The organism is Mucilaginibacter puniceus, assembly GCF_054783175.1.
In genome coordinates this window covers 349,863-373,231 of record NZ_BAAGRB010000001.1, presented here as the reverse complement: position 1 = coordinate 373,231, position 23,369 = coordinate 349,863, and the positions used below count along the sequence as shown (strand labels likewise).

Genomic DNA, 23,369 nt, shown 5'->3' with positions numbered 1-23,369 from the left:
TTTTGTAATACAAGTTTAGTAGCATTTTATGGTAATAGTGTTAATAGTGTGTAATATTACTGTTGGTATTATAAGCTTAATGTCATTCCGGTTTAATACTCACCAATTGACAGCATTACCAGCGTACAGGCATATTCGGTTTCAATACCCCTTTCATTAGCCATACGGCGCAGTTCAGCATTTTCTGTGCCGGGGTTAAATATAATGCGCTTTGGATGGGTACCTAAAATATAATCGTACAATGGCGGTTGATTTTGGGGGCCTACATATAAGGTAATGGTATCAATATCGCTATATATCTCCTCAGGTTTTTCAATAGGCACACCTGATACTTCGCCGGTTTTTAAACCGACATTAACAATAGTATGTCCGCTTTGGGTAAGGCGATTAGCGGCTGCGTAAGCATATCGCCCCTGATTTGGAGTAGCGCCTAATATCAATGTTTTTTTATTTGCCATACTAATCGTTATTCAAATATTAAGCCAAGCTAATGAGCAGCGCATCGGTGTCAGTCAGGCATGGGTCAAAAAAAATATTAAAATAATTTAAAATGTTTTCAAACCACAATCGTCTATACCTTTAAACAACACAACATTGGTAACAAGTTTAATGGCATCGGACGAAAAGAACAGCAACATACTGCAAGCTATAAAGCTATATGGCAAAAACCTGCTGGGCTTTATACGCAAGCGTGTAAAAAACGATGCTGATGCCGAAGACATACTGCAGGATGTTTGGTACCAGTTTAGTTCGCTGGTAAATGCCGAGCCTATTGAGCAAACCGGTGCCTGGTTGTATAAGGTAGCCAAAAACAAGATCATTGATAAGCATAAAAAACGATCGGAAACCTTATTAGATGATATGCTGGGCGGCGATGGCGACAATGAGGAAGAGGCATTTGATTTTAAAGAGATACTGCTTACCGAAGATACCACGCCCGAAACCGAATATGTGCGCAACCTGTTTTGGGAGCAGCTATTCCTGGCGCTGGATGAACTGCCCGAAGAGCAAAAGCAAGTATTTATTTGGCAAGAGCTTGACGATATGACCTTTGCCGAAATAGCTGAGCTTACCGGGGTAAATACCAATACGCTGGTATCGCGTAAGCGGTATGCCGTGCTGCATTTGCGCGACAGGCTGCAACAATTGTATGAAGAGATCACAAAATATTAAAAATTAAAAATCATGAAAAAATTCTTTTTTAAAGGCCGCTTTATTTTCATCCCCTTAGGGATAGCCGCGTGCCTAACATTAGCCGGCTTTGCCGTAATGCTACTTTGGAACGCATTATTGCCTGACATCCTATTTGTAAACACCATTACCTTTTGGCAGGCTCTGGGTATTTTCATTTTATGTAAAATATTGTTTGGCTTTGGCCGTGGTGGCCGGGGTTGTGGCGGCGGGCCGGGATGGATGCGTCATAGGATGGAGGAAAAATTTAAACACATGACACCGGAGCAAAAGGAGGCCTTTAAACAAAAAATGCGCGAGCGTGCCTGCGGGCCCTGGGGAAAACGCCATCGTTTTGATACCAATTGGGATGATGTGGATGAAGAGCCAGCAAAACCAACTGAATAATTGACCCTATTACTGACCTATAACCACTTGTCATTTCGAACGAGGAACGAGGAGGACTACTCTCTTGAGCGTAGCGAAAAAATCCATACACATGCAGGCAACCTACTTGTGTATAGATCTCTCACTATGTTCGAGATGACAGGGTTGTTAAAAAGAAAGCACAATGAATGTACTTGTATTCACCACCAGCGTTACCGCGCCCGAGCAGATCAAAGAAGTAAAACCATTACTAAAGGCCGTAAGATCTATCAAAGAGTGGAATTTTGACCTGGAAGACTGTGATAAGATATTAAGAGTAGTGGCTAATGACCTGTCGCCGCGCTTTATTGAAGGGTTACTGCAAAACGCGGGTTATCAGTGTTTGGAGTTGGCTGATTAGCCTATTATAATCCTGTTCAATAAAGCTATTTGCCCCGCATGATATATTTGGTGCTGGATAAAGCCATAGATCATTTCTTTATAAGTGGTAACCGGTTCATCGCCACGTTCATCAATAATCAGCTCATCCCATTTATCTGCAGGGAATTCACGTATAGCTCTAACCAGGTTTACGTTAACCAGTTTCAGGTCATCTATCCAAAGTCTCCACTTTTGCTCATCAGGTGCGCCGGGGTCTGGCCAGTTACCGCTTACCGGGTAGCCGGCAGGTTTTTCGTTCAGGCGATCCATAACTTCTTCGGTCCAGCTTAACATGTGCAAAATAATCTCAGCAATATTATGCGCCGCATGAGCAGGCTTTTCATAAGCACTTTCAAAAGTCACTTCATCTAAAATGCTGTATATCGGCAGTCCGTACCATGGCTCGCCTGATAATACTTTTTGCAGCTCCTGTTCCAGTTGTTCGGCTGTGGTATTCATATCTTCTCTCCTGTCATTTCGAACATAGTGAGAAATCTATACATATGCAATTTAGAATGTGTATAGATCTCTCCTCGTACCTCGTTCGAGATGACAATTAATATTATAATAAATCCTTAGTTGCTATCGCACAATTTATCCCATCAATTGCAGCAGAAATTATGCCACCTGCATAACCCGCGCCCTCACCACATGGGAACAATCCTTTGAGTTGTGGATGCTGGAAGGTTTCCCTATCCCTTGGAATTTTGATGGGGGATGAGGTGCGCGACTCAACCCCCACCAATATGGCTTCGTTGGTATAATACCCCTTCATTTTTTTGCCAAAGGCAGGCAAGGCCTTGCGTAATCTTTCGGCGATCCAGCCGGGTAATACTTCTTTTAATTGCACACTTTTAACGCCGGGCAAGTATGAGTTTTTAGGCAGATCTTTTGAAAGGCGGCCCTCCACAAAATCTATCATTCGTTGCGCCGGGGCTACCAAATTACCGCCACCTACTCTAAATGCTAATTGCTCAATATGATGTTGAAAGTTGAGCATTTTAAACGGGTCATTATTATCTCCCTCCACATCATCCAGGTTTACCTGTACCACCGTGCCCGAATTGGCATAAGGGTTATTCCGTTTGGATGGGCTCCAGCCGTTTACTACAATTTCATCCGGTTCTGTAGCGCATGGGGCTATGATACCACCCGGACACATACAAAATGAGAATACACCCCGGCCGTCCACCTGTTCTACCAAGTTATAGTAGGATGGCGGTAAATCTTCACCCCGGTATTCGCAATGGTATTGGGCGCGGTCAATTATTTCCTGCGGATGTTCAATACGCACACCCAACGCAAAAGGCTTGGCTTCCATCAATATATTTTGGCGATGCAGCATCTCAAAAACATCCCGTGCTGAATGACCCGTTGCCAAAATCACAGCATCAGCATATAGTTTTTCTCCTGTTGCTAATTGTACGCCTTTTATAGTATCTATTTCGATGAGCAACTCCGTTACCTTAGCATCAAACCGCACCTCGCCACCTGCTGCTAATATGGTTTCGCGCATAGCGGTGATGATCTGCGGCAGTTTATTGGTGCCTATATGCGGGCGTGCATCAACCAATATATCTTCTGTTGCCCCATGCGCTACAAAGGTTTTAAGTACCTGGTTCACATCGCCACGCTTGGTTGAGCGGGTGTAGAGTTTACCGTCCGAATAAGTACCTGCCCCACCCTCGCCAAAGCAATAGTTTGATTCGGGATTAACCAAACCTTGCTTATTGATATTGGCCAAATCGCGGCGGCGGTCCTTTACGGCTTTACCGCGCTCCAGCACAATGGGCTTTTGCCCCTGCTCAATACATTGCAATGCGGCAAATAACCCGGCAGGTCCGGCGCCTACTATGATAACCGGTTTGCCGTTTTGTACATTAGGATATTGCTTGGTGTAGTTTTCAGGCTGATAAGTTTCATCTACATAAACCTTGACCTGCATACGATAAACCACCCTGCGGCCACGTGCATCAATAGAACGTTTAATTATTTGTAACCCTGTAATTTTTTGCGGGTTGATATTTAAAGAGCCAGCGGCTATCTTTTTTAAGGCGCCTTCATCTTCCTGCTGCCCCGGCGGGCAAACTATCTCAATTTCTTTGATCATACAATTGCCGGGTTTTTATCCCGGATGATACAAAAGTAATTATTTAGGACTTAATGTTTTGAGGAAAGGCCTACTTTCCGCCTGTTTTTAAATACATGTAAATTATACCGCCAATAACGGTAATGGCCAATACAATAAGCCCCATACGGCCCTTGCGTTTATCCTGGCGCATTATCCAAATCAAAAGTACTACCAGCGGCAATACAAAAACGGCCCAAAATATAAGTGATGGAAAATTCATTTTTTTATGAGTTAGTGGTTCATAGTTGATGGTTCATGGCAAAACTATGAACTATCAACCATATACTATGATCTACATTGGCATCCTGGCTAAAGGAGTTATACTTTGGTCGGCAAAATCGCCTTTTAAATATTTATAATGTGCGGCAATGGCTATCATGGCCGCATTATCAGTACAATATTGCATTTGGGGTATAAAACAGTTCCACCCATTTTTTTCGCCCATGTTTTGCAGCCCCTGGCGCAAACCGGTATTGGCCGACACTCCACCTGCCAAAGCTACATCCTTAATGCCATATTCCTTAGCCGCTTTGCTTAATTTATTCAGCAAAATGGTAACAATCCGCTGCTCAACCGAAGCGCAAATGTCTGCTATATTATCTTCAATAAAGTTAGGGTTTGCGGCAACGTTATCGCGTATAAAATATAGTATGGATGTTTTTAATCCGCTAAAGCTAAAATCCAGTCCGGGTATTTGCGGCTCGGGGAATTTATAAGCATCAGGATTACCATTACGGGCATGCTTGTCAATTAACGGCCCACCGGGATAAGGTAAGCCCAGTATCTTACTGGTTTTATCCATCGCCTCGCCGGCGGCATCATCCAACGTTTGGCCTATCACTTCCATATCAAAATAATCTTTTACCAATACGATTTGTGTATGCCCGCCCGATACGGTAAGACACAAAAATGGAAATATAGGTTTTGGACCTTCAATAAAATGCGCCAAAATATGCGCCTGCATGTGGTTAACCTCAATAATAGGCAGGCTTTTTGCTAATGCAAATGACTTGGCGAAAGATACGCCAACTAATAGTGAGCCTAAAAGACCGGGACCGCGTGTAAAAGCTACCGCATCCACATCATTTTTGCTTACTTTTGCGTTAATTAATGCCTGTTGCACAGCCGGAACTATGTTTTGCTGATGAACCCTTGAGGCGAGCTCAGGGACAACACCTCCATAGGCCTCATGTATTTTTTGGTTAGCAATAACGTTGCTTAATACAACACCATCAACACATACGGCAGCCGAGGTGTCATCGCAGGAAGATTCTATGGCTAAAATTACAGGCACGGGTGAAAATCAAAAGTTAAAAGTCAAAATTAAAAAGTAGTAAACAATTAATCGGTAAAGTACTTTATAAGGTACATTCGCGTTTTTGAATTTTTACTTTTGCATTTTGAATTACAAAACACAAAGTTATTAAAAAACTACTCAAAATAAGTTTAAGTATTGTATTGCTGTTGTTGCTGATGGTAAGCATCTTGTTGTTGGTTTTCCAATACAAGCCGGTACAAACATGGGCGGCAAAAAAAGCGGCAAAATACTTTTCAGAGAAGTTAAATACCACAGTTTCTATAAAAAGCCTTTACATTAAGCCTTTCTCGTCGGTTGTTTTAGAGGGTTTTTTTGTATTAGATCAGCAAAAAGATACGCTGATAAGTACACCAAAACTTTCGGTCGACATCAACGGTTTCTCGGTTTTCTCGAGCATTAAAAACAAAACCATTAATATCGATAGGATACAGTTGGATAATGGCTCATTTTATCTTAAAAAGTTAAAGAACAAACAAACAAACCTGCAATTCATTTTAGATAATTTCGCCTCAAAGGATACAGTTAAAAAAGCAGGCAAACCCTGGATAGTTAATCTTAACACAATAGGCGTTACAAACCTGCGCTTTCGGTACAAAAACCAGTTAAATGAAAAACCTGCCAAAGGGATTGATTTTGATGATTTTGACGTGTACAATTTTAGCGTAACGGTTAACAATGTAGATATTAGGAACCACCTGTTTAAAGGAGATATTCACCGGTTAACGCTACGCGAAAAAAGCGGCTTCTATATTAAAAACTTAACCGCTGTTACTACTATTGATACTAACCAGATAGTAGCCAAAAACATGTTCATCCAAACCCCTAACTCTACATTGAGGGATTATTTTAGGATGAGCTTTAAAACCATGGATGATTTTGCCGAACTGGAAAGTAAGGTACGTATGGAGGCCGATTTTAAAGATTCGCGATTATCATCAAAAGACATAGCTTATTTCAGTGGGAGCTCGTTAGATAAAGTAAAATTTGATTTGGGCATCGATGGGCAGGTAAGCGGGTTGATAAATAATATCAAAACTAAGGCCTTAACCATTAAAGCAGGAAAATCCACCTATATAAAAGGTGATTTTAATATACGTGGATTGCCAGATTGGGAAAACACTTTCATGGAGTTGAAATTTGACCAGGTTGCTACCAATAAAAATGATATTGATAACCTGATGGCCGATTTTACCGGCGATCCGATAGCTAGGGCACCTGATGTGGTGGGTAAATTTGGCAACATCAGCTTCACGGGCAGATTTACCGGAGTGCAAAATGATTTTGTGGCCTATGGTGTATTTAAAACCAAGCTTGGACGTTTTGACCCGGATATCAACCTTAAAATTAATAAAGCCGGCCGGCCAAGCTATAGCGGCAAAATAAACACATACAATTTTGACCTGGGTACTTTAATTGACAGTAAAGAAATTGGCCGCATCACCGTTAACGCCAATGTAAAAGGCAGCGGCGATGATCTGGACAATCTGGATACACGGGTAACGGCATCCATTAAAAATATTGATTTTAAAAATTACAACTATAGCAACGTTACTTTAAACGGCACTTTTGCCAATAAAAAGGCTATAGCTACAATCAAAGTAAATGATAAAAATATTAAGCTTGATCTGGATGGCAGTATTGACCTTAAGCCCGAATTGCCGGTATATGATTTTAAAGCAAGCGTTGATAATGCTGAACTAAATACCATAAAGCTGCTTAAAGATACCATTACTATCAGTATGCAGATAATGGCCAAAGGATCGGGCAGTAATTTGAAAAATTTTGAGGGTGAGCTATTGTTATCGCCCGTGCGGGTGGTTAGCCCTACTAATAATTATGTGGTTGATTCATTACATTTATTAGCAACAGGCAAAGGCGACAACCGGTCAATTTCCATGACATCAGATGTTTTGGATGGCAGTATTAAGGGCAGCTATGATCTGGCTACCCTACCGGATTATTTTAAAACCATAGTAAAAAAATACATTCCATCATTAAAAACTACAATAGCAGAGCACAAGCCACAACATTTTGACTTTAACCTGAAACTCAAAAACCTTGACCCTTTACTGGCTGTTTTTATGCCCGAACTACAAGTGCCCGACCAGGGAACTTTTGTAGGCAAGTTTAACTCTAATGAGAAAACTGCCACACTTAACGGTTATGTAAAAACCATTAAATATGATGGCATCGTATTTAACGACCTTATCATTGACGAGAATACCACCGATGATTATTTAGGGCTAAACGTATCAGTAAGCCGGGTTGACCTGAACAAGGAACTTTATGTTAAAAATATAAACATCACCAATTTCCTGAAACGTGACAGCCTTAACTTTAACATTAAATTAGCCGATAAAGACGCGACTAACCAATTGGACCTTTATGGTTTAGTACAATTTGGGCGAGACACCACTGCCAGGTTAAGTTTGCTGCCATCTGATGTAATATTAGAAAACCAGAGTTGGAAGATACAGGAAAAGGTAGATATACGCTTGCTGGATGGTAAAACCGAAGTATCTGGCTTTGAACTATCTAATGGGCAACAAATGGTGAAAATAGATGGCTTTATATCCGCAAACCCGGAGGATGAATTAAAGGTTACGTTTGATAAATTCAAGATGGCTACTATTAACCAGCTAACCAAGACATCAGGTGTTAGTTTAGGCGGGTTGCTTAATGGTGATGTATTATTAACCGGTGTAACCAAATCGCCGGGGGTTGATGCCAACCTTATCATCGATTCGCTAAAAATGAATGAAACTTTGGTGGGGAATGTTAAAATTGGGTCCACATTGGATAATGCACGCAAACAACTCAATATTAAAATAAACATATTAAACCGTGGGTTAGAAACACTTGATATCACAGGGGTATATTTATTAGGAAAAGAGGGTGGAGATAAGCTTGATTTTGATTTTAAAATGAACCAAACTGAAGCGGTAATAATTTCGCCTTTTACCAAGGGTTTGGTGTCTGATATGAAGGGTACTGTGTCTGCCAATTTAAAGCTATCAGGAACACCTAAAAATATGTTATTTAATGGCGACCTCACTCTAAATAATACCGGCTTAACCGTTGATTATTTAAAAACTACTTATACAGTAAATGATAGATTAAGTGTAAACAATAGTGTGGTAAGTATAGACAACATGTCATTAAAAGATACCCAAGGCGGTGAAGGTATTATTAATGGAAGTGTTGATTTAAATAATCTTTCAAATCCTACGCTTGATGTAACCTTAACTGTACCAAGAGATCAAAAGTTGATGGCGCTTAACACCAGCTTTAAAGACAACCATTTATATTATGGTACTGCTTACGCCACAGGAACATTTAGCTTTACCGGCCCAATTGATAATATGAATATTAATATTACTGCACGTACTACTGCAGGAACAGTATTTAATATTCCATTAAATACATCTTCAACCGTGAGCGATTATGATTTTATAACGTTTGTGAGCCATAGCGATACTGCTAAAGTTGTGGCCAAGGAGAAAGCGTTTGGGGGCGTTACCCTTAATTTTGACCTTTCTGCCGACGAAGCAACTGTAGTGAAGATAACCACCGACCTCGGTAAATTAGAGGGTAACGGTACAACCGATGGTTTAAAATTGAAAATAAACAGCCTGGGCGATTTTGAGATGGTTGGTGATTATAATATTGTATCAGGTAAATTTGAGTTTACTTCCAATAACGTTATTAGTAAAAACTTTACAGTTAGCCAAGGCGGCAACATACGTTGGACAGGCAACCCCGCCAATGCCGAAATTAACCTAAAGGCCCTTTATGAAGTACGTACAGATATATCCAACCTTTATCTTGCCGCAGGTTCACAATCGCCACAAGGAAAAAAACAGGTGTTAGTACAAGCCGAAATGATACTGACTAAATCATTGATAAAGCCTGATATTGATTTTAACTTTAACTTCCCAACAGAGCCAAATATTAAAGATGACCTGGCTACGTACCTTAGCGACGTTAATAACCGTAACCAACAAGCGATAAGTATTATTGTGCGCCGTAATTTTGCACCGGGTACGGGTAATAGTTTAACCAACGAAGCATTTCAAACAGCGGGCAGCGCGGTAAGCGAATTTGCCTTTAATAAATTAAACAGCCTGATATCGCAATCAAACATTAAAAATTTTGATCTGAATATCCGTTCTTATAATGATGCAAGCGCATCAGTGCGTTTGTTTAATGAAAGGTTAAGGATCAATGGTAGTTTATTTACCAATTCGGGAAATGGCGATATATATAATTTTAATAATAACCTATTTAGCTCGGGCTTTAATAATTTGACTAAAGATTTTGAAGCCTCGTACCTGATAAGGCCCGATGGCGACTTACGGGCCCGGTTTTCCTACAGAGCTTTAAATACCACTACTTTAAATACTTATAGCGGTGATGCGTTTACCGCGCAATATGTAAATGGTATTGGTTTGGTATATCAACGGGACTTTGATACCATAGGCGAATTTTTCAGGAACATGTTTACTTTTGGTAACCGCCGCCGCAGGCAACGGGCGCTTACTGATAGTACCGCAACCAATCCGGCATTACCGGATAGTTTAAAACGAAAAGGGGCCACCAATTATTTAGACGATCCTGATCAATGATCTTTAAGAATGGAATGATCCATTTTATCGCGCTTGGTTTTTAAGTAAACCTCGTTATGCTTATTAGGCACAATTTCAATAGGCACATTATCTACCACCTCTAACCCGTAACCAATTAGCCCTGCACGTTTTTTAGGGTTATTGCTCATTAAACGCATTTTTGATACGCCCAGGCTACGTAATATTTGCGCGCCAATGCCGTAATCGCGCTGATCCATTTTAAAGCCCAATTGTAAATTAGCTTCAACGGTATCAAAACCATTTTCCTGTAAATTATAGGCTTTAAGCTTATTAATTAATCCTATGCCCCGGCCCTCCTGATTCATATAAACAATTACACCCTTACCTTCTTTCTGTATCATCTCCATTGCTGCATGTAACTGCGGGCCACAATCGCAACGGCACGATCCAAATATGTCGCCGGTAACACATGAGCTATGTACGCGTACCAATACAGGCTCGTCAAACTCCCAGGTACCTTTTACCAGGGCCAAATGGTTTTCGCCGGTATTTACCTGCGTATAGGCAATCATTTCAAAATCGCCCCACTCTGTAGGCAATTTAACCGATACCTCTTTTTTAACTAATGTTTCGGCATCCAGGCGATAAGCTATAAGATCTTTAATTGATACTATTACCAGGTCATGCTCTTTGGCTATTTTTAACAGATCGGGTAAACGGGCCATCTCTCCATCCTCGTTCATGATCTCGCATATTACTCCTGCAGGTTCAAAACCGGCTAAAACCGAAAAATCAATTGCCGCCTCAGTATGTCCCGCCCGTCGCAATACGCCACCATTTTTAGCAATCAACGGAAAAATATGCCCCGGTCTACCCAAATCTTCCGGAGTAATTGCCGGATCGATCAGAGCCATTACAGTTTTTGACCTATCAGTTGCCGATATACCTGTAGTACAACCATGTCCCAGCAAATCAATTGATACCGTAAAATTTGTTTCGTATGAAGTGGTGTTATGGCTAACCATTAAATCCAGCTCTAATTCCTCAGCTCTCGATTTAGTAATTGGGGCACAAACCAATCCACGACCATGACGCACCATAAAGTTGATAGCCTCAGGAGTAGCATTGCGCGCAGCGGTTAAAAAATCACCCTCGTTCTCTCTGTCCTCATCATCAACCACTATAATGGTTTTACCGGCTTTTATAGCTTCTATCGCTTCGGGTATGGTGTTTAGCATAAATAAATTAACATTATAGGCTTGCACCTATTTGTGACGATGCAAATTTAAGCTATAATAAAAGGATAATGGTCGGGAATATGTAAATTGTTGTTGAAGATTGAAGGTTAGCTATTAAAGATTAGTTTTTTTTCCCTTATGCAAAACTAATCTTCAATCTTTAATAACTAATCTAATATCAAATCTCTTTCTTCCGCTTAAATAATCCTACAAAAAAACGCCTATAAGCATCAATATCAAAAATCACCGAGTCATTAGCTGCCTTGTAGGATAAGAAAAGCCCCAATGGTGCTAAAATAAGTATAGCTGCCCACATTACAATTGGTTCGGCATCGCCTGCCTTTACATATTTTTCGCCTATGGTTGATATGATATGATAGATGAGGAAAAAAACTACGGATATAACAACCGGCAACCCCAGCCCGCCTTTACGTATAATTGCGCCTAAAGGTGCACCAATTAAAAACAAGGCTAAGCAAGCTGCAGACAGCGTGAATTTTTTTTGATATTCTACCTGTGCAGCGTACAGGTTAGTTGTATAGTCTTTATATAACGTATGACGACTTTTTAATGCGTCAGTTATATACTTAACCTCGTTTAAGGCATTTGATATAATACTTAATTGCATATCGCTTTGTTTCCCGTCCATTACAGTTGCTTTAGCCGGTATGGCTTTTTTAACAGCAACTGACTTATGGGGTATATTGAAATACCTGATAAAGGGTGTAATTAATTTATAGTTGTCCTTAGCATCGGCATTTATCAAATTTTGTGTTGTATCCATTTGCCCTTTCAACTGCTTTAAATTCATCATTTGATAGGCCTTGCTAAACATGGTTTCGTCTGTACGATTCATCTTAAAGCTTGACAAATCAAATCTTTGCTGAGTGCTTGCAAAGCGGTAACGCGTAAGGGTTTGCCTTGGGTTTAGAGCTCCAGTTTCAGTTCCGCCTGCCGGTGCCTCTTCATAACGTACACCATTCTCTAATTTTAAAACCAGGTATTTATCATTGGGCGTACGATACATTCTACCCTTTTTGGCAAAAGTTACAGAGTTTGAACTATTTTGAATACTTCTTTGATAAATGATCACATCATGCAGTGTTTGGCCATCCTCGTCTTTTTTGCGTACTCTTATAGTATATCCCGGAAAACTGTTACTAAATATCCCCTCGGGTAAAAAATTTGCCGATTTTTGTTCGCGGGCATCCCATAACAGCGAATAATACTTTAAACTGGCCTTGGGCAGCATATAATCCGAAAAAAAGAAAGCCATTATACTTATAAGGGCAACCAAAATAAACATGGGGTACAGCGCACGCTGTAAAGAAATACCTGCAGATTTAATAGCTACCAATTCGTAGTTTTCGCCCAGACTGCCGTAGGTCATGATAGAAGATAACAGTACAGATAAAGGGAGCGCCATTGCCACATTGGTAGCCGAAGCATACATCATTAACTCCAGTATTACATACCACTCAAGCCCTTTGCCTATCAGGTCGTCAATGTATTTCCACAGAAATAGCATCAGCAACACAAACATCACAATCAAAAAGGTAACTATAAAGGGCCTTATGAATGATTTAAGTAATAGAAGATGTATTTTTTTCACTATGCAAAATTAGCGAAAATTTATGGTGTGTTTAGGCACCCAAAACACTCACCAGATACTTGATCTGGTTATCCCAGATAGATTTGCGCTCGGCAAGGGTTTCATCAGTAGCAAAATCGGTAATGGCAAGGGCAACGTCATTGGTCAACTCATCCTGCACAATTTCCATTTCAAAAAAATATTGCGGGTCATCGTCTATCCATCTAAAGCGTACCAGCTTATTTTCTTTTATGGAGATAAGTTTAGCAGTTTGCTGTTCATCATCCCAGGTAAAGGTATAGATAGAGTCGCGTACGCTTACATCATCGGCGAACCACTGGGTTAAACCGTTGGGTTCATTCAAAAAAGTATATAGTATGCGTGGAGATGATTTTATTTCGTATTCCAGGTTAAATTTCTTCTTTTCAGACATAAGGGGTTTATAATTACAGGTATGTTAATGGCAATATTAACATTTTTTCTAAAGGAAACGAATTTCTGCTATATTTGCAAACCTTTTTTAAGAGCCCTAATTTTAGGGCAAATAACTCAAACTACTTAACCAATTGAGTTATAAAACATACGGCGGGGTAGCTCAGATGGTTAGAGCGTAGGATTCATAACCCTAAGGTCGGCAGTTCGATCCTGCTCCCCGCTACATTGACAGAAAGCTGTTCACCTTTGGTGGATGGCTTTTCTTGCTTATAATTTAGACAACTGTGTTAACCCCTAAGATTATAACTTATTACTGAACTGTAATATAAATACCGCCCCCCTACCCTCTGCTGATTGAACCTGTATATTGCCTTTATGTAATAATATAATTTGCTTACATAAACTCAAACCTATACCGCTGCCGGTTTTACGGGTACTAAAAAACGGAATAAATATTTTATCAACTAATTCAGCCGACATACCAATACCGTTATCGCTTACTTTGATAATGGTTTTATTGTTCTGTGCTTCCGCTGATAGAACGATTCGTGGTTTAGGATTATCCTTTACGGCCTCAACAGCATTTAGTAATAAATTAATTAATACCTGTTCAACTAAATTAATGTCAATATTAACCGAAAGGGTAAGATCCTTGATGATAATATCCAGTTCAATTTGCTTTTTCTCAAGCGTCGGTAGCATCAGGCTGTTGATATTTTCCAATAGGTTACAAACCAATATAGGTTCAAGGTCAAGCTGAGTTATCTTATTCAAGTTACGATAGCTCTCCGTAAATTTTAACAATCCTTCGCTGCGGCGCTTAATGGTATCAATTCCCAACTCCAAGTCTTCCAGTTCGCCAGCGGCAACACTATTAACAATTTGCGGGCTTTGCAGGCGGTTCTTCAACGTTTCGGCCAGTGATGAAATAGGCGCGACCGAGTTCATGATCTCATGCGTCATGATATTTAATAGCTTTTGCCAGGCTTTTGATTCTGTTTCATCCAGTGCTTCGCTTACGTTTTGAAAAGCAAGCAATTTATATATCTTATCCTCAATTTTATATATGCTAATGTTTACCAATATTTTTATTTGCTGCTGATCGCGGGTAATGGTTACCAGTTTATTATCGCCGGCTTTAATGTTGATGATGTCTTCATAAAAAACAGGTTCGCGCTTAGCTAAAGAGTGTATGGTTTTTAAATAGGGGATATTCAACAGGTTTTTAAACGACTCATTTATCCAAATGATCTCACCGCTCTCCTGTTCGTAAGATATGATACCCGTATCTACCAGTTCCAATATCTTTTGCAAATACTGATATTGGGTTTCTTTCTCGCGGCTTATCAGTTTAAAAGTGCTGTTGATGTCATTAAAACCTTTGCGCAGTTCTTTTAATTCGCCGGGGGCTTTACCTACATCAAAATGCCTTGAAAAGTCGCGGTAATGAACAGATTCAACAAACTGGCTGATTTCCTGCTGTGCTTTTTTATTGAATCGGATCATATCTATCAACTCAAAAATTATGAGCGGAAGTACAATTAGTATATATATATATAATCCAATAAGCAGTATAAATGCAGCCGCTAAAAGTGTGACAAATAAAGCCAGCACACGCAATATCAACCGCCACTCGTAACGCTTAAATATCATATTTACTTATTCTCCTGTAAAGCGCGGTACGGGTTAGCCCTAATTCTTTTGCAGCTCGGGTAATGTTACCATTGTGTTTTTCAATAACACGCAATATGGCATTTTTTTCCAATGTGCTTAATTGTATGTTATCTGTATTTATCAAGCTATCATCTACTGCTGATTCTAATGCAGAAAATGTTAGGTCATCTGCCTTTAATATAGCTTCATCTGCCATAATCACTGCGCGCTCAATGCTGTATTGCAGCTCGCGCACATTTCCCGGATAAGTATAAGCTTTAAGTTTTTGTAATGCCGAGTTGTCAAAACTAATAGCCGGTTTTAAATATTTTTGGCTATAAACCTGTACAAAATGTTTAGCCAGCAATATGATGTCTGTGTCGCGCGCACGTAATGGAGGCATAGTTACCTCAACTGTATTAATACGATAGATCAGGTCTTTACGAAATCGGTCCTCATTAGCCAATTCTTGCAAGGGCATGTTGGTAGCACATATCAGGCGGATATCAATATCTACCGGTTTATTAGTTCCCAGGCGGGTAACCTGCCTGTTTTGTAAAACAGTTAGCAGTTTGGCTTGCTGCTGCAAGCTGATGTTTCCTATTTCATCTAAAAACAAAGTACCGCCTTGTGAATCCTCAAAACGGCCCTGCCTATCCTCGCGCGCATCAGTAAACGCGCCCTTTTTATGGCCAAATAGCTCGCTTTCAAATAGCGTGTCGGTTAGCGCGCCTACATCAACCTTAACAAAGGGCTTACCCGAACGTAATGATTGTTCGTGAATGGCTTTGGCTACCAGGTCCTTGCCCGTTCCGTTTTCGCCGAGGATTAAAATATTGGCATCTGTAGGGGCTATCTTATTTATTTTATGAAATATATCCTGCATCGGTTCCGACTCGCCCAATATGGCCGCGGTGCTCCCGCTTTTTGCTGATGGTGTGGGTTGTTTAGCGCCTTCCTTTTTATCCAGCAGTTCCTTAATTGTTTCGGTTAGCTTATCGTTATGCCATGGTTTTACTATAAAGTCATCAGCACCCTCTTTTAATGTGCGTACGGCCAGGTCAATCTCTCCATAGGCCGTTATCATTATTACTTTAACTGCAGGTTTCCATTCTTTTACTTTGCGCAGCCAATATATTCCCTCGTTACCGGTATTAATACTGCTGTTAAAATTCATATCCAGCAATACCAGGTCAACCTGGTTACGTAGCAGCAGCGAGTTTATATTTTCAGGGTTTCTTTCGGTGATAACTTCATGCGCCTCGGTTTTAAGCAAAAGCTTTACGGCAGTAAGCACATCAGGGTCATCATCTACAACTAAAACAGTTGCCTTTTTTAATAGCATAAGGTTATTGTATTACAGCATTAAATCTCTGCAATTTTTAACAATTAATTTACCATAAAGCTAACTTATTGGCAAATAATGCCTTCCGTTTTAAATTCAAATATAAACTGTATCATAATCGTACACCTGCTGTAACATTAGCGAACGCGCATATTCTAAAAATAAATCATAATATACTGTAAATGAGCTTTTTATTTTATGGCACAGGTTTGTATACACACATCACATAAATAAATACCAACAGTGGATAGAAAAATTGAAAAAAGCAGGTGGAACAGTAAACGCTTAATGACTATTGGCGGAATAACCGCATTAGTGTTACTAATTGCGGCCAGCATATTTTTTACATCGGGCAAAAGCCAATTAAATGTTAATACCGAACGCATAACCATAAGCGAAGTTACTAAAGGTCCGTTTCGCGAATATATACCGGTTAACGGCGTGGTATTACCAATTACAACTATTTACCTGGATGCATTAGAGGGCGGACGTGTAGAGCAGCGCTTTGTAGAGGATGGCGCCAATATGAAAAAAGGCGAACCAATACTAAAATTATCAAACACCGACCTCGAATTGAGTTTGGCCAGCCAGGAAAACCAGGTTTACGCGGCACAAACACAAATACAAATATCGCGTAACAACGCGCAACAAAACACCATAAGCAAACTTAACCAAATGGCCGATGTGGATAATGCTTTTAAAGAAGCCGAACGGATATATAAATTGAATAAACAATTATACGATCAAAAAGCTGTGGGCCTGCAAGAGTTTAAACAGGCCCAAAACGCTTATGACTACCAGTTGCGCCGCAAAAACTTAACCATGCAGATATTAAAGCAGGATACAGCATTAGTAAGGCAGCAGGATGCGCAAACAAAAGAACAATATGCACAAATGAAAAAAACGCTTGACTTGATGCGCAAAAAGGTGGCCGATCTGATCGTACGGGCACCTGTTGATGGGCAGCTAACCGCTTTAGATGCAGAGGTGGGCCAAAGTAAAAATAAAGGCGAAAGACTGGGCCAAATTGATGTGCTGTCGGGCTATAAAGTACGGGTAGATATTGATGAGCATTACATTACCCGTGTGTTTAATGGGTTGATAGGAGATTTTTCTATTGATGATAAAACCTATCAGCTTAAAATAACAAAGATATTCACACAGGTAACCAACGGGCATTTCCAGGTAGATATGCAATTTGTTGGCGCAGTACCTAAAACTATAAGACGCGGGCAAACCTTGCAAATAAGGCTGGCACTAAGCGACGAAACTCAAGCTATACTATTACCTAAGGGCGGTTTTTACCAGCAAACCGGTGGTAACTGGATATTTAAAGTGAGCGATAACGGCAAAACAGCGTATAAAGTGGATATACAATTAAACAGGCAAAGCCCTGATTATTATGAAGTATTACAGGGCCTTAAACCCGGCGATAAAGTAATCACATCAGACTATGACACTTATGGCGATATGCAGGAATTGGTTTTAAAAAAGTAAATTAATCACAATTATTAAATCGCCAATTGGCGAAAAAGCAACATGATAAAAATAACAGACCTTGAAAAATTTTACCGCACCGAAGAGGTAGAAACCATTGCGTTAAATAAACTCAGTATTGAAGTTAAAAAAGGCGAGTTTGTAGCCATTATGGGCCCATCGGGCTGCGGTAAATCAACCTTGTTGAATATACTGGGTATGCTGGATGACCCGGATGGAGGCAGCTACCTGTTTAATGATATTGAGGTGGCTCATTTTAATGAGCGTAAACGGGCTGACCTGCGTAAGCACAACATCGGCTTTGTTTTCCAAAGTTTTAATTTGATAGATGAGTTAACCGTGTTTGAAAATGTTGAACTGCCTCTCATTTATACAAGGGTAGCATCAGCCGATAGGGTAAAAATGGTAGAGGCCGTGCTGGATAAAATGCAGATCATGCATCGCCGTAACCATTATCCGCAGCAGCTATCAGGCGGGCAACAGCAGCGCGTGGCCATTGCCCGTGCCGTGGTAAATAACCCTAAGCTTATCCTGGCGGATGAGCCTACCGGTAACCTGGATAGCCGCAACGGTAACGATGTGATGGAACTATTAACCGATTTGAACGAGCAGGGAACTACCATTATAATGGTAACCCACTCGGAGCATGACGCACGATACAGCCACCGTATTATAAGGCTGCTGGATGGGCAGGCGGTGATTGAAAATATTATGATTTAATAAAGTAATACGCAAATACTGATCATAATGACTGCTCTTTTAGCTCCCTCCCGAAAGGGGGCTAATAAGGGTTTTAAAATATAATTGATATGATAAAAAACTATATAAAAATAGCCTGGCGTAACTTGGTAAGAAACAAGGTGCAAGCAATTATAAATCTGGCCGGGCTTTCAGTTGGGCTTGCGTGTAGTTTATTGATTATGCTTTGGGTACAAAGTGAGCGCAGCGTGGATGGCTTTCACAAAAATGGCAAACAATTATACCAGGTTTATGAGCGCACTATTAATGACGGTAAAGTTGAAGCCAGTTATCTTACACAAGGGTTATTGGCTACTGAATTAAAGAAGCAAATACCGGAAATACAATATGCAAGTGGTTTGGAGCAGAACTTTCCTCAAACATTTGAGGCCAATAAAAAAGTATTGAAGATGGATGGCACTTATGCTGGAGCCGACTTTTTTAAGATGTTCACTTATCAATTACTGCAAGGTAATTCTCAAACCGCATTAGATATTCCTGAAGGTATTGCCGTTTCACATAAAATGGCTGAGCTATTCTTTGGATCGCCTGAAAAAGCTATCGGTAAAACCATACGGTATGAGAACAGGGATAACCTTACAATAACTGCAGTTTTTGAGAACGTACCAGCTAATTCGTCTCAACAATTTGATTTTTTAAGAAGCTGGCGGTCTTTTGTTGCCGAAAATGCCTGGGTAAGCACCTGGGATAGTACCAGCCCCGCAACCTATATTCAATTACGTGCTGATGCCGACCTTACTAAAGTTGGCAATAAGATCAAAAACTTTGTACAGCAGCATAAGCCTGAATTAAGTAATGAATTGTTTCTACAGCCTTATACCGAGAAATATTTGCATTCCACTTTTAAAAATGGGCAAATTGATGGTGGCCGAATAGAGTATGTACGCCTTTACAGCATTGTAGCTATTTTTATTTTGTTAATAGCCTGCATCAATTTCATGAATTTGGCTACGGCGCGTTCCATCAAACGTGCTAAAGAGGTAGGCGTAAGAAAAGTTATTGGAGCAATCAGGTCCGCATTAATGGGACAATTTATTTGCGAGGCAATGCTGCTCACATTTATATCAATGCTGTTTGCATTAGCGTTAGTGTTAGCGATTTTACCGGCTTTTAATAATGTAGTAGGCAAACAACTTTTTATTCCTGTACAACAACCCGGTTTTTGGGCAGCATTATTAGTATTATTTACTTTAACCGGATTTATCGCAGGTAGTTATCCGGCCTTTTTCTTGTCGTCATTAAACCCCATAAGGGTATTAAAAGGTAGCCTTACGTTTACAAGCGGTGCTAAATTTTTCCGTAAAAGTTTAGTTGTTTTTCAGTTTACACTGGCTGTGTTTTTAATTGCAGGTACCGTAATGATCTACCGACAAATGCAATACATCCACACTAAAAATATTGGCTATAACCGCGATAATTTACTGTACATCCCCTTAGAGGGCGACCTGACAAAAAACTATACTGCATTTAAAAACGAAGCAATTAAAATTCCAGGTATCCAGTTCATCTCAAAAATGAAAGAATCGCCTACCGTAATTACCCATAGTAAGGGTGATATTAGGTGGGAAGGTAAAGACCCCGGTTCAAATTCATCAATTGCTGATGCTACCGTTGGGTACGATTTTGTAAAGACCTTACAATTACAACTAAAAGAAGGGCGCGACTTTTCAACAGTATATGCAGATTCCGCAAGTTTTCTGATAAATGAAACTGCAGCTGAAAAAATGGGATATAAAGAACCATTGGGTAAAGCAATTTGGTGGGGCGATAAAAAAGGCAAAATTGTTGGGGTATTAAGGGACTTTCACTACAAATCTATGCATCAGGCTATTGAGCCTATGGTTATCCGCTTTGCTGATGATCAAAGATGGGGGAATATTATAATTCGCGTAGAAGAAGGTAAAACCCAAAGTGTTATTGCCGGGCTACAAAAGTTGTGCAAACAATTAAATCCTAATTTTTCATTTAGCTACCAATTTTCTGACCAGGAATATACCAAGTTATATAAAAGCGAACAGCTTGCAGGGAATTTGGCTAAATACTTTGCTTTCCTGGCCATATTTATTTCATGCATGGGTTTATTAGGATTGGCCATGTTTGTCGCCGAGCAGCGTTTTAAAGAGATAGGTATCCGTAAAATATTAGGAGCCAATGTTAGTTCGCTATTTGCTTTATTATCGTCTGAGTTTTTATGGTTGATAATCATTGCTCTGGTAATTGCTACACCTATAGCCTGGTACGCCATTAATAATTGGCTGCAAGGGTTTGCTTATCACACACCCTTACAGTGGTGGATATTTGCACTTTCTGGTGGCTTGATCATTTTTATAGCTATGGCAACTGTGAGTTTGCAACTAATTAAAGCCGCATTAACTAACCCCGTTAAAAGTTTAAGAAGCGAATAAATTTATTTGTATCATGATAAAGAACTACATCAAAACCGCATACCGCACGCTTTTAAAAAACAAAGGCTTTACTGCCATAAATGTTTTTGGCCTTGCGCTGGGGCTGGCTACCTGTTTGCTTATTGTATTTTATGTGTTTGACGAGCTGAGTTATGACAGATACAATGTTAACGCCGATAGGATTTACCGGGTAAATAATGACATGAAATTTGGCGGAACTGAAGGGAGCTATGCAACAACTCCGGCAATAGCTGCCGCTGCTTTAAAAAGCAATTTTCCGGAAGTGGAACAAGCAACCAGAATCCTCAATGCCGGCAAGCAATGGGTAAAGAAGGGCGACCAGGATATACCCGAGGTAAAAATTGCTTATGCAGATGCCACTATTTTTGATGTATTTACCCTGCCCATGATAGAAGGACGGCCTGCAACCGCTTTAAAAGCAACGCACTCGGTTGTTATAACTGAAAAAGCAGCCCGAAAATATTTTAACAGCAAAGATGTGCTGGGTAAAGTGCTAACGTTTAATGACACTTCGTTTTATAAAGTAACAGGTATAATAAAGGATATCCCTAAACAATCACATTTAGATTTCGACTTTTTCCTGCCTATAGCAGACAATGAACAAACCAAAAACACAAGCTGGTTCACCAACAATTTTCATACTTACGTTCTGATCAAACCGGGTACTGACGTTACAAAGTTCGAGGCTAAAATGTCGGCCTTTCTGGCGAAAAATGCAGAACCCGAGCTCCAAACGGTTATACACATGACGTTTTCAAAATTGGAGGCATCTGGCAATTATGTTAGGTGGAGTTTAACGCCGTTAACAGATATCCACTTTAATTCAAGCATAAAAGGCAGCCTGGGCCAACCTGGTAGTATTACCGTTGTGTATAGTTTTTCAGCAATTGCTTTATTTATATTACTCATCGCATGCGTTAACTTCATGAACCTTTCAACAGCGCGGTCATCAAACCGCGCACGCGAGGTTGGTGTTAGGAAGGTATTGGGTTCGCCGCGCAAGTATCTCATAGCACAGTTTCTTACAGAATCAATTGTAGTAACCTTAGTTGGTGCGTTAATAGCAGTATTTGTTGCATGGGCATTTTTGCCGGTTTTTAACCAAATGGCGGGCAAAGAACTTACGGTAACATCTCAAATTATAGCCTGGTTATTCCCGGTATTGTTAGGGTTCATCGTTATTGTTGGCTGCCTGGCAGGGTCTTATCCGGCACTGTTCCTTTCCGGCTTTCAACCTATAGAAGTGCTGAAAGGAAAGCTGTCCGCAGGTTTTAAGGGCGGGCGGTTGCGCAGCTCGCTGGTGGTTTTTCAGTTCGCTATTTCAATTTTTCTTATCACCGCCACCATTGTTATTTACAGTCAGCTTAAATACATTCAGAATAAAGATGTAGGCTACGATCGCGATCAGGTAATAGTTGTGCACCAGGTTGGTAGCCTTGGAGTTGCAAAAGCTAAAATATTAAAGCATGATGTTGAGCAACTGTCGGGTGTAAAAAGCGTTACGCTAACCAGTTTTCTACCTACCGCGACTTCTGACAACACATCATCCTTTTTTAAAGAGTCGACAATGGATGCTAAACAGGCCCTGTTCTCATCAATATGGAATGTAGACGAAGATTACCTGACTACACTTGGCATAAAATTAAAATCCGGCCGAAATTTTTCAAGTGAGATGAAAACAGACTCGGATGCGATAATTATTAATGAAGCAGCAGCGCAGCTATTGGGTTTTCAAGATCCGGTTGGTAAAAAATTATACTACCCCAGGGGAAACGATGCAGGGTATTTTAATATAATTGGAGTTATCAAAAACTTTAATTTCAGGTCGTTAAAAGAAAGTGTAAGCCCTCTTTTACTCCGCTTTGCCGACGAAACTTATTCGATGAGCGTTCGCTTAAACGCCACCGATGTTGCGTCTACCCGCGCGCAAATAGCGTCAAAATGGGCTGCCTTGTCGCCCAACGTACAGTTCGATTTTTCTTACATGGATGACGATTTTAACCACATTTATTTTGCCGAACAGCGCATGGGTAAAATAGCTGTCGCGTTTACCTCGCTGGCTATATTGGTGGCTTGTATGGGCCTGTTTGGATTAGCGGCCTATGCGGCTGAACAGCGTACTAAAGAGATAGGAATAAGGAAAGTTTTAGGCGCCAGCCTATCAACCATCGTAAGTATGCTCACAAAAGATTTTCTGCTGTTAGTATTCATCGCCATAATTATTGCCTCGCCTTTAGCATGGATCTTTATGAACAAATGGCTGCAGGGGTTTGCTTATAAGATTGATATATCGTGGTGGATGCTTACCGCCGCCGGATTGGGTGCCGCTTTGATCGCTTTTGTTACTATCAGCTTTCAATCAATAAAAGCAGCTTTAACCAACCCTGTTAAGAGTTTAAGAAGCGAATAAATC

The 23,369-nt window shown here is 40.3% G+C and carries 18 protein-coding genes and 1 tRNA gene; 9 read left to right on the top strand and 10 right to left on the bottom strand.

The genetic code is table 11. The annotated features are described in order from the left end of the window. Positions 1-92: 92 nt before the first annotated feature. Entirely contained in the window at positions 93-458 is a 366-nt protein-coding gene (locus ACYVJ6_RS01700) for a CoA-binding protein (protein WP_460692295.1), read from the bottom strand. Between the two features lie 136 nt (positions 459-594). On the opposite strand from ACYVJ6_RS01700, the gene ACYVJ6_RS01695 reads away from it, so the two are divergent. From ACYVJ6_RS01695 to ACYVJ6_RS01685, 3 genes are all read left to right on the top strand, one after another. After that, positions 595-1,173 carry an RNA polymerase sigma factor gene (locus ACYVJ6_RS01695; protein ID WP_460692294.1) on the top strand — a complete coding sequence of 193 codons (579 nt, stop codon included), beginning with the start codon at positions 595-597 and terminating at the stop codon, positions 1,171-1,173. A 12-nt stretch (positions 1,174-1,185) separates the two neighbouring features. Further along, positions 1,186-1,578: a hypothetical protein gene (locus ACYVJ6_RS01690; protein ID WP_460692293.1), complete on the top strand. Its 393-nt coding sequence runs from the start codon at positions 1,186-1,188 to the stop codon at positions 1,576-1,578. Positions 1,579-1,741: 163 nt separating this feature from the next. Then, on the top strand, positions 1,742-1,957 hold the full coding sequence (locus ACYVJ6_RS01685; protein WP_460692292.1) for a hypothetical protein: 216 nt from the start codon (positions 1,742-1,744) through the stop codon (positions 1,955-1,957). Here ACYVJ6_RS01685 and ACYVJ6_RS01680 read toward each other — a convergent pair. From ACYVJ6_RS01680 to tsaD, 4 genes are all read right to left on the bottom strand, one after another. Then, positions 1,954-2,436, bottom strand: a complete 483-nt coding sequence (locus ACYVJ6_RS01680; RefSeq protein WP_460692291.1) for a DinB family protein — start codon at positions 2,434-2,436, stop codon at positions 1,954-1,956. The genes ACYVJ6_RS01685 and ACYVJ6_RS01680 overlap by 4 nt on opposite strands. 103 nt (positions 2,437-2,539) lie before the next feature. Continuing rightward, positions 2,540-4,087 carry an NAD(P)/FAD-dependent oxidoreductase gene (locus ACYVJ6_RS01675; RefSeq protein ID WP_460692290.1) on the bottom strand — a complete coding sequence of 516 codons (1,548 nt, stop codon included), beginning with the start codon at positions 4,085-4,087 and terminating at the stop codon, positions 2,540-2,542. Positions 4,088-4,157: 70 nt separating this feature from the next. Then, entirely contained in the window at positions 4,158-4,328 is a 171-nt protein-coding gene (locus tag ACYVJ6_RS01670; protein WP_460692289.1) for a hypothetical protein, read from the bottom strand. Positions 4,329-4,400: 72 nt separating this feature from the next. Then, the gene (gene tsaD / locus ACYVJ6_RS01665) at positions 4,401-5,402 is read right to left on the bottom strand and encodes a tRNA (adenosine(37)-N6)-threonylcarbamoyltransferase complex transferase subunit TsaD (RefSeq protein ID WP_460692288.1); all 1,002 of its coding nucleotides are present in this window, start codon (positions 5,400-5,402) and stop codon (positions 4,401-4,403) included. Positions 5,403-5,581: 179 nt separating this feature from the next. On the opposite strand from tsaD, the gene ACYVJ6_RS01660 reads away from it, so the two are divergent. Next, entirely contained in the window at positions 5,582-10,051 is a 4,470-nt protein-coding gene (locus ACYVJ6_RS01660; RefSeq protein ID WP_460692287.1) for a translocation/assembly module TamB domain-containing protein, read from the top strand. Here ACYVJ6_RS01660 and ACYVJ6_RS01655 read toward each other — a convergent pair. From ACYVJ6_RS01655 to ACYVJ6_RS01645, 3 genes are all read right to left on the bottom strand, one after another. Further along, positions 10,045-11,250: a bifunctional 3,4-dihydroxy-2-butanone-4-phosphate synthase/GTP cyclohydrolase II gene (locus ACYVJ6_RS01655; RefSeq protein WP_460692286.1), complete on the bottom strand. Its 1,206-nt coding sequence runs from the start codon at positions 11,248-11,250 to the stop codon at positions 10,045-10,047. The two genes, ACYVJ6_RS01660 and ACYVJ6_RS01655, sit on opposite strands and share 7 nt — an antisense overlap. Before the next feature lie 178 nt (positions 11,251-11,428). After that, entirely contained in the window at positions 11,429-12,862 is a 1,434-nt protein-coding gene (locus ACYVJ6_RS01650; RefSeq protein WP_460692285.1) for an LptF/LptG family permease, read from the bottom strand. Between the two features lie 31 nt (positions 12,863-12,893). Then, complete coding sequence (locus ACYVJ6_RS01645) at positions 12,894-13,274, bottom strand: START-like domain-containing protein (RefSeq protein WP_460692284.1); 381 nt, start codon at positions 13,272-13,274, stop codon at positions 12,894-12,896. A 151-nt stretch (positions 13,275-13,425) separates the two neighbouring features. Here ACYVJ6_RS01645 and ACYVJ6_RS01640 point away from each other — a divergent pair. Beyond that, positions 13,426-13,499, top strand: a tRNA-Met gene (locus ACYVJ6_RS01640). Positions 13,500-13,576: 77 nt separating this feature from the next. Here the strand turns inward: ACYVJ6_RS01640 and ACYVJ6_RS01635 are convergent. After that, on the bottom strand, positions 13,577-14,929 hold the full coding sequence (locus tag ACYVJ6_RS01635; protein WP_460692283.1) for a sensor histidine kinase: 1,353 nt from the start codon (positions 14,927-14,929) through the stop codon (positions 13,577-13,579). Then, complete coding sequence (locus ACYVJ6_RS01630) at positions 14,919-16,274, bottom strand: sigma-54-dependent transcriptional regulator (protein WP_460692282.1); 1,356 nt, start codon at positions 16,272-16,274, stop codon at positions 14,919-14,921. The genes ACYVJ6_RS01635 and ACYVJ6_RS01630 overlap by 11 nt, the downstream gene beginning before the upstream one ends. A gap of 243 nt (positions 16,275-16,517) precedes the next feature. Between ACYVJ6_RS01630 and ACYVJ6_RS01625 the strand changes: the two genes are divergently transcribed. The 4 genes from ACYVJ6_RS01625 (at position 16,518) to ACYVJ6_RS01610 (ending at position 23,366) form a co-directional block, all read left to right on the top strand. Next, positions 16,518-17,771: an efflux RND transporter periplasmic adaptor subunit gene (locus tag ACYVJ6_RS01625; RefSeq protein WP_460692281.1), complete on the top strand. Its 1,254-nt coding sequence runs from the start codon at positions 16,518-16,520 to the stop codon at positions 17,769-17,771. Between the two features lie 42 nt (positions 17,772-17,813). Beyond that, positions 17,814-18,491 (top strand): ABC transporter ATP-binding protein, encoded by a 678-nt coding sequence (locus tag ACYVJ6_RS01620; RefSeq protein ID WP_460692280.1) that lies wholly within the window; start codon positions 17,814-17,816, stop codon positions 18,489-18,491. Positions 18,492-18,580: 89 nt separating this feature from the next. Continuing rightward, positions 18,581-20,935, top strand: coding sequence for an ABC transporter permease (locus ACYVJ6_RS01615; protein WP_460692279.1), 2,355 nt, complete (start codon positions 18,581-18,583; stop codon positions 20,933-20,935). A gap of 13 nt (positions 20,936-20,948) precedes the next feature. Beyond that, entirely contained in the window at positions 20,949-23,366 is a 2,418-nt protein-coding gene (locus ACYVJ6_RS01610; RefSeq protein WP_460692278.1) for an ABC transporter permease, read from the top strand. Positions 23,367-23,369: the final 3 nt, after the last annotated feature.

Coding starts and splice junctions, on each gene's coding strand:
- ACYVJ6_RS01700 (WP_460692295.1), bottom strand. CDS start 458: ATGGCAAATAAAAAAACATTGATATTAGGCGCTACTCCAAATCAGGGG.
- ACYVJ6_RS01690 (WP_460692293.1), top strand. CDS start 1,186: ATGAAAAAATTCTTTTTTAAAGGCCGCTTTATTTTCATCCCCTTAGGG.
- ACYVJ6_RS01685 (WP_460692292.1), top strand. CDS start 1,742: ATGAATGTACTTGTATTCACCACCAGCGTTACCGCGCCCGAGCAGATC.
- ACYVJ6_RS01680 (WP_460692291.1), bottom strand. CDS start 2,436: ATGAATACCACAGCCGAACAACTGGAACAGGAGCTGCAAAAAGTATTA.
- ACYVJ6_RS01675 (WP_460692290.1), bottom strand. CDS start 4,087: ATGATCAAAGAAATTGAGATAGTTTGCCCGCCGGGGCAGCAGGAAGAT.
- ACYVJ6_RS01670 (WP_460692289.1), bottom strand. CDS start 4,328: ATGAATTTTCCATCACTTATATTTTGGGCCGTTTTTGTATTGCCGCTG.
- ACYVJ6_RS01660 (WP_460692287.1), top strand. CDS start 5,582: ATGGTAAGCATCTTGTTGTTGGTTTTCCAATACAAGCCGGTACAAACA.
- ACYVJ6_RS01655 (WP_460692286.1), bottom strand. CDS start 11,250: ATGCTAAACACCATACCCGAAGCGATAGAAGCTATAAAAGCCGGTAAA.
- ACYVJ6_RS01645 (WP_460692284.1), bottom strand. CDS start 13,274: ATGTCTGAAAAGAAGAAATTTAACCTGGAATACGAAATAAAATCATCT.
- ACYVJ6_RS01635 (WP_460692283.1), bottom strand. CDS start 14,929: ATGATATTTAAGCGTTACGAGTGGCGGTTGATATTGCGTGTGCTGGCT.
- ACYVJ6_RS01630 (WP_460692282.1), bottom strand. CDS start 16,274: ATGCTATTAAAAAAGGCAACTGTTTTAGTTGTAGATGATGACCCTGAT.
- ACYVJ6_RS01620 (WP_460692280.1), top strand. CDS start 17,814: ATGATAAAAATAACAGACCTTGAAAAATTTTACCGCACCGAAGAGGTA.
- ACYVJ6_RS01615 (WP_460692279.1), top strand. CDS start 18,581: ATGATAAAAAACTATATAAAAATAGCCTGGCGTAACTTGGTAAGAAAC.
- ACYVJ6_RS01610 (WP_460692278.1), top strand. CDS start 20,949: ATGATAAAGAACTACATCAAAACCGCATACCGCACGCTTTTAAAAAAC.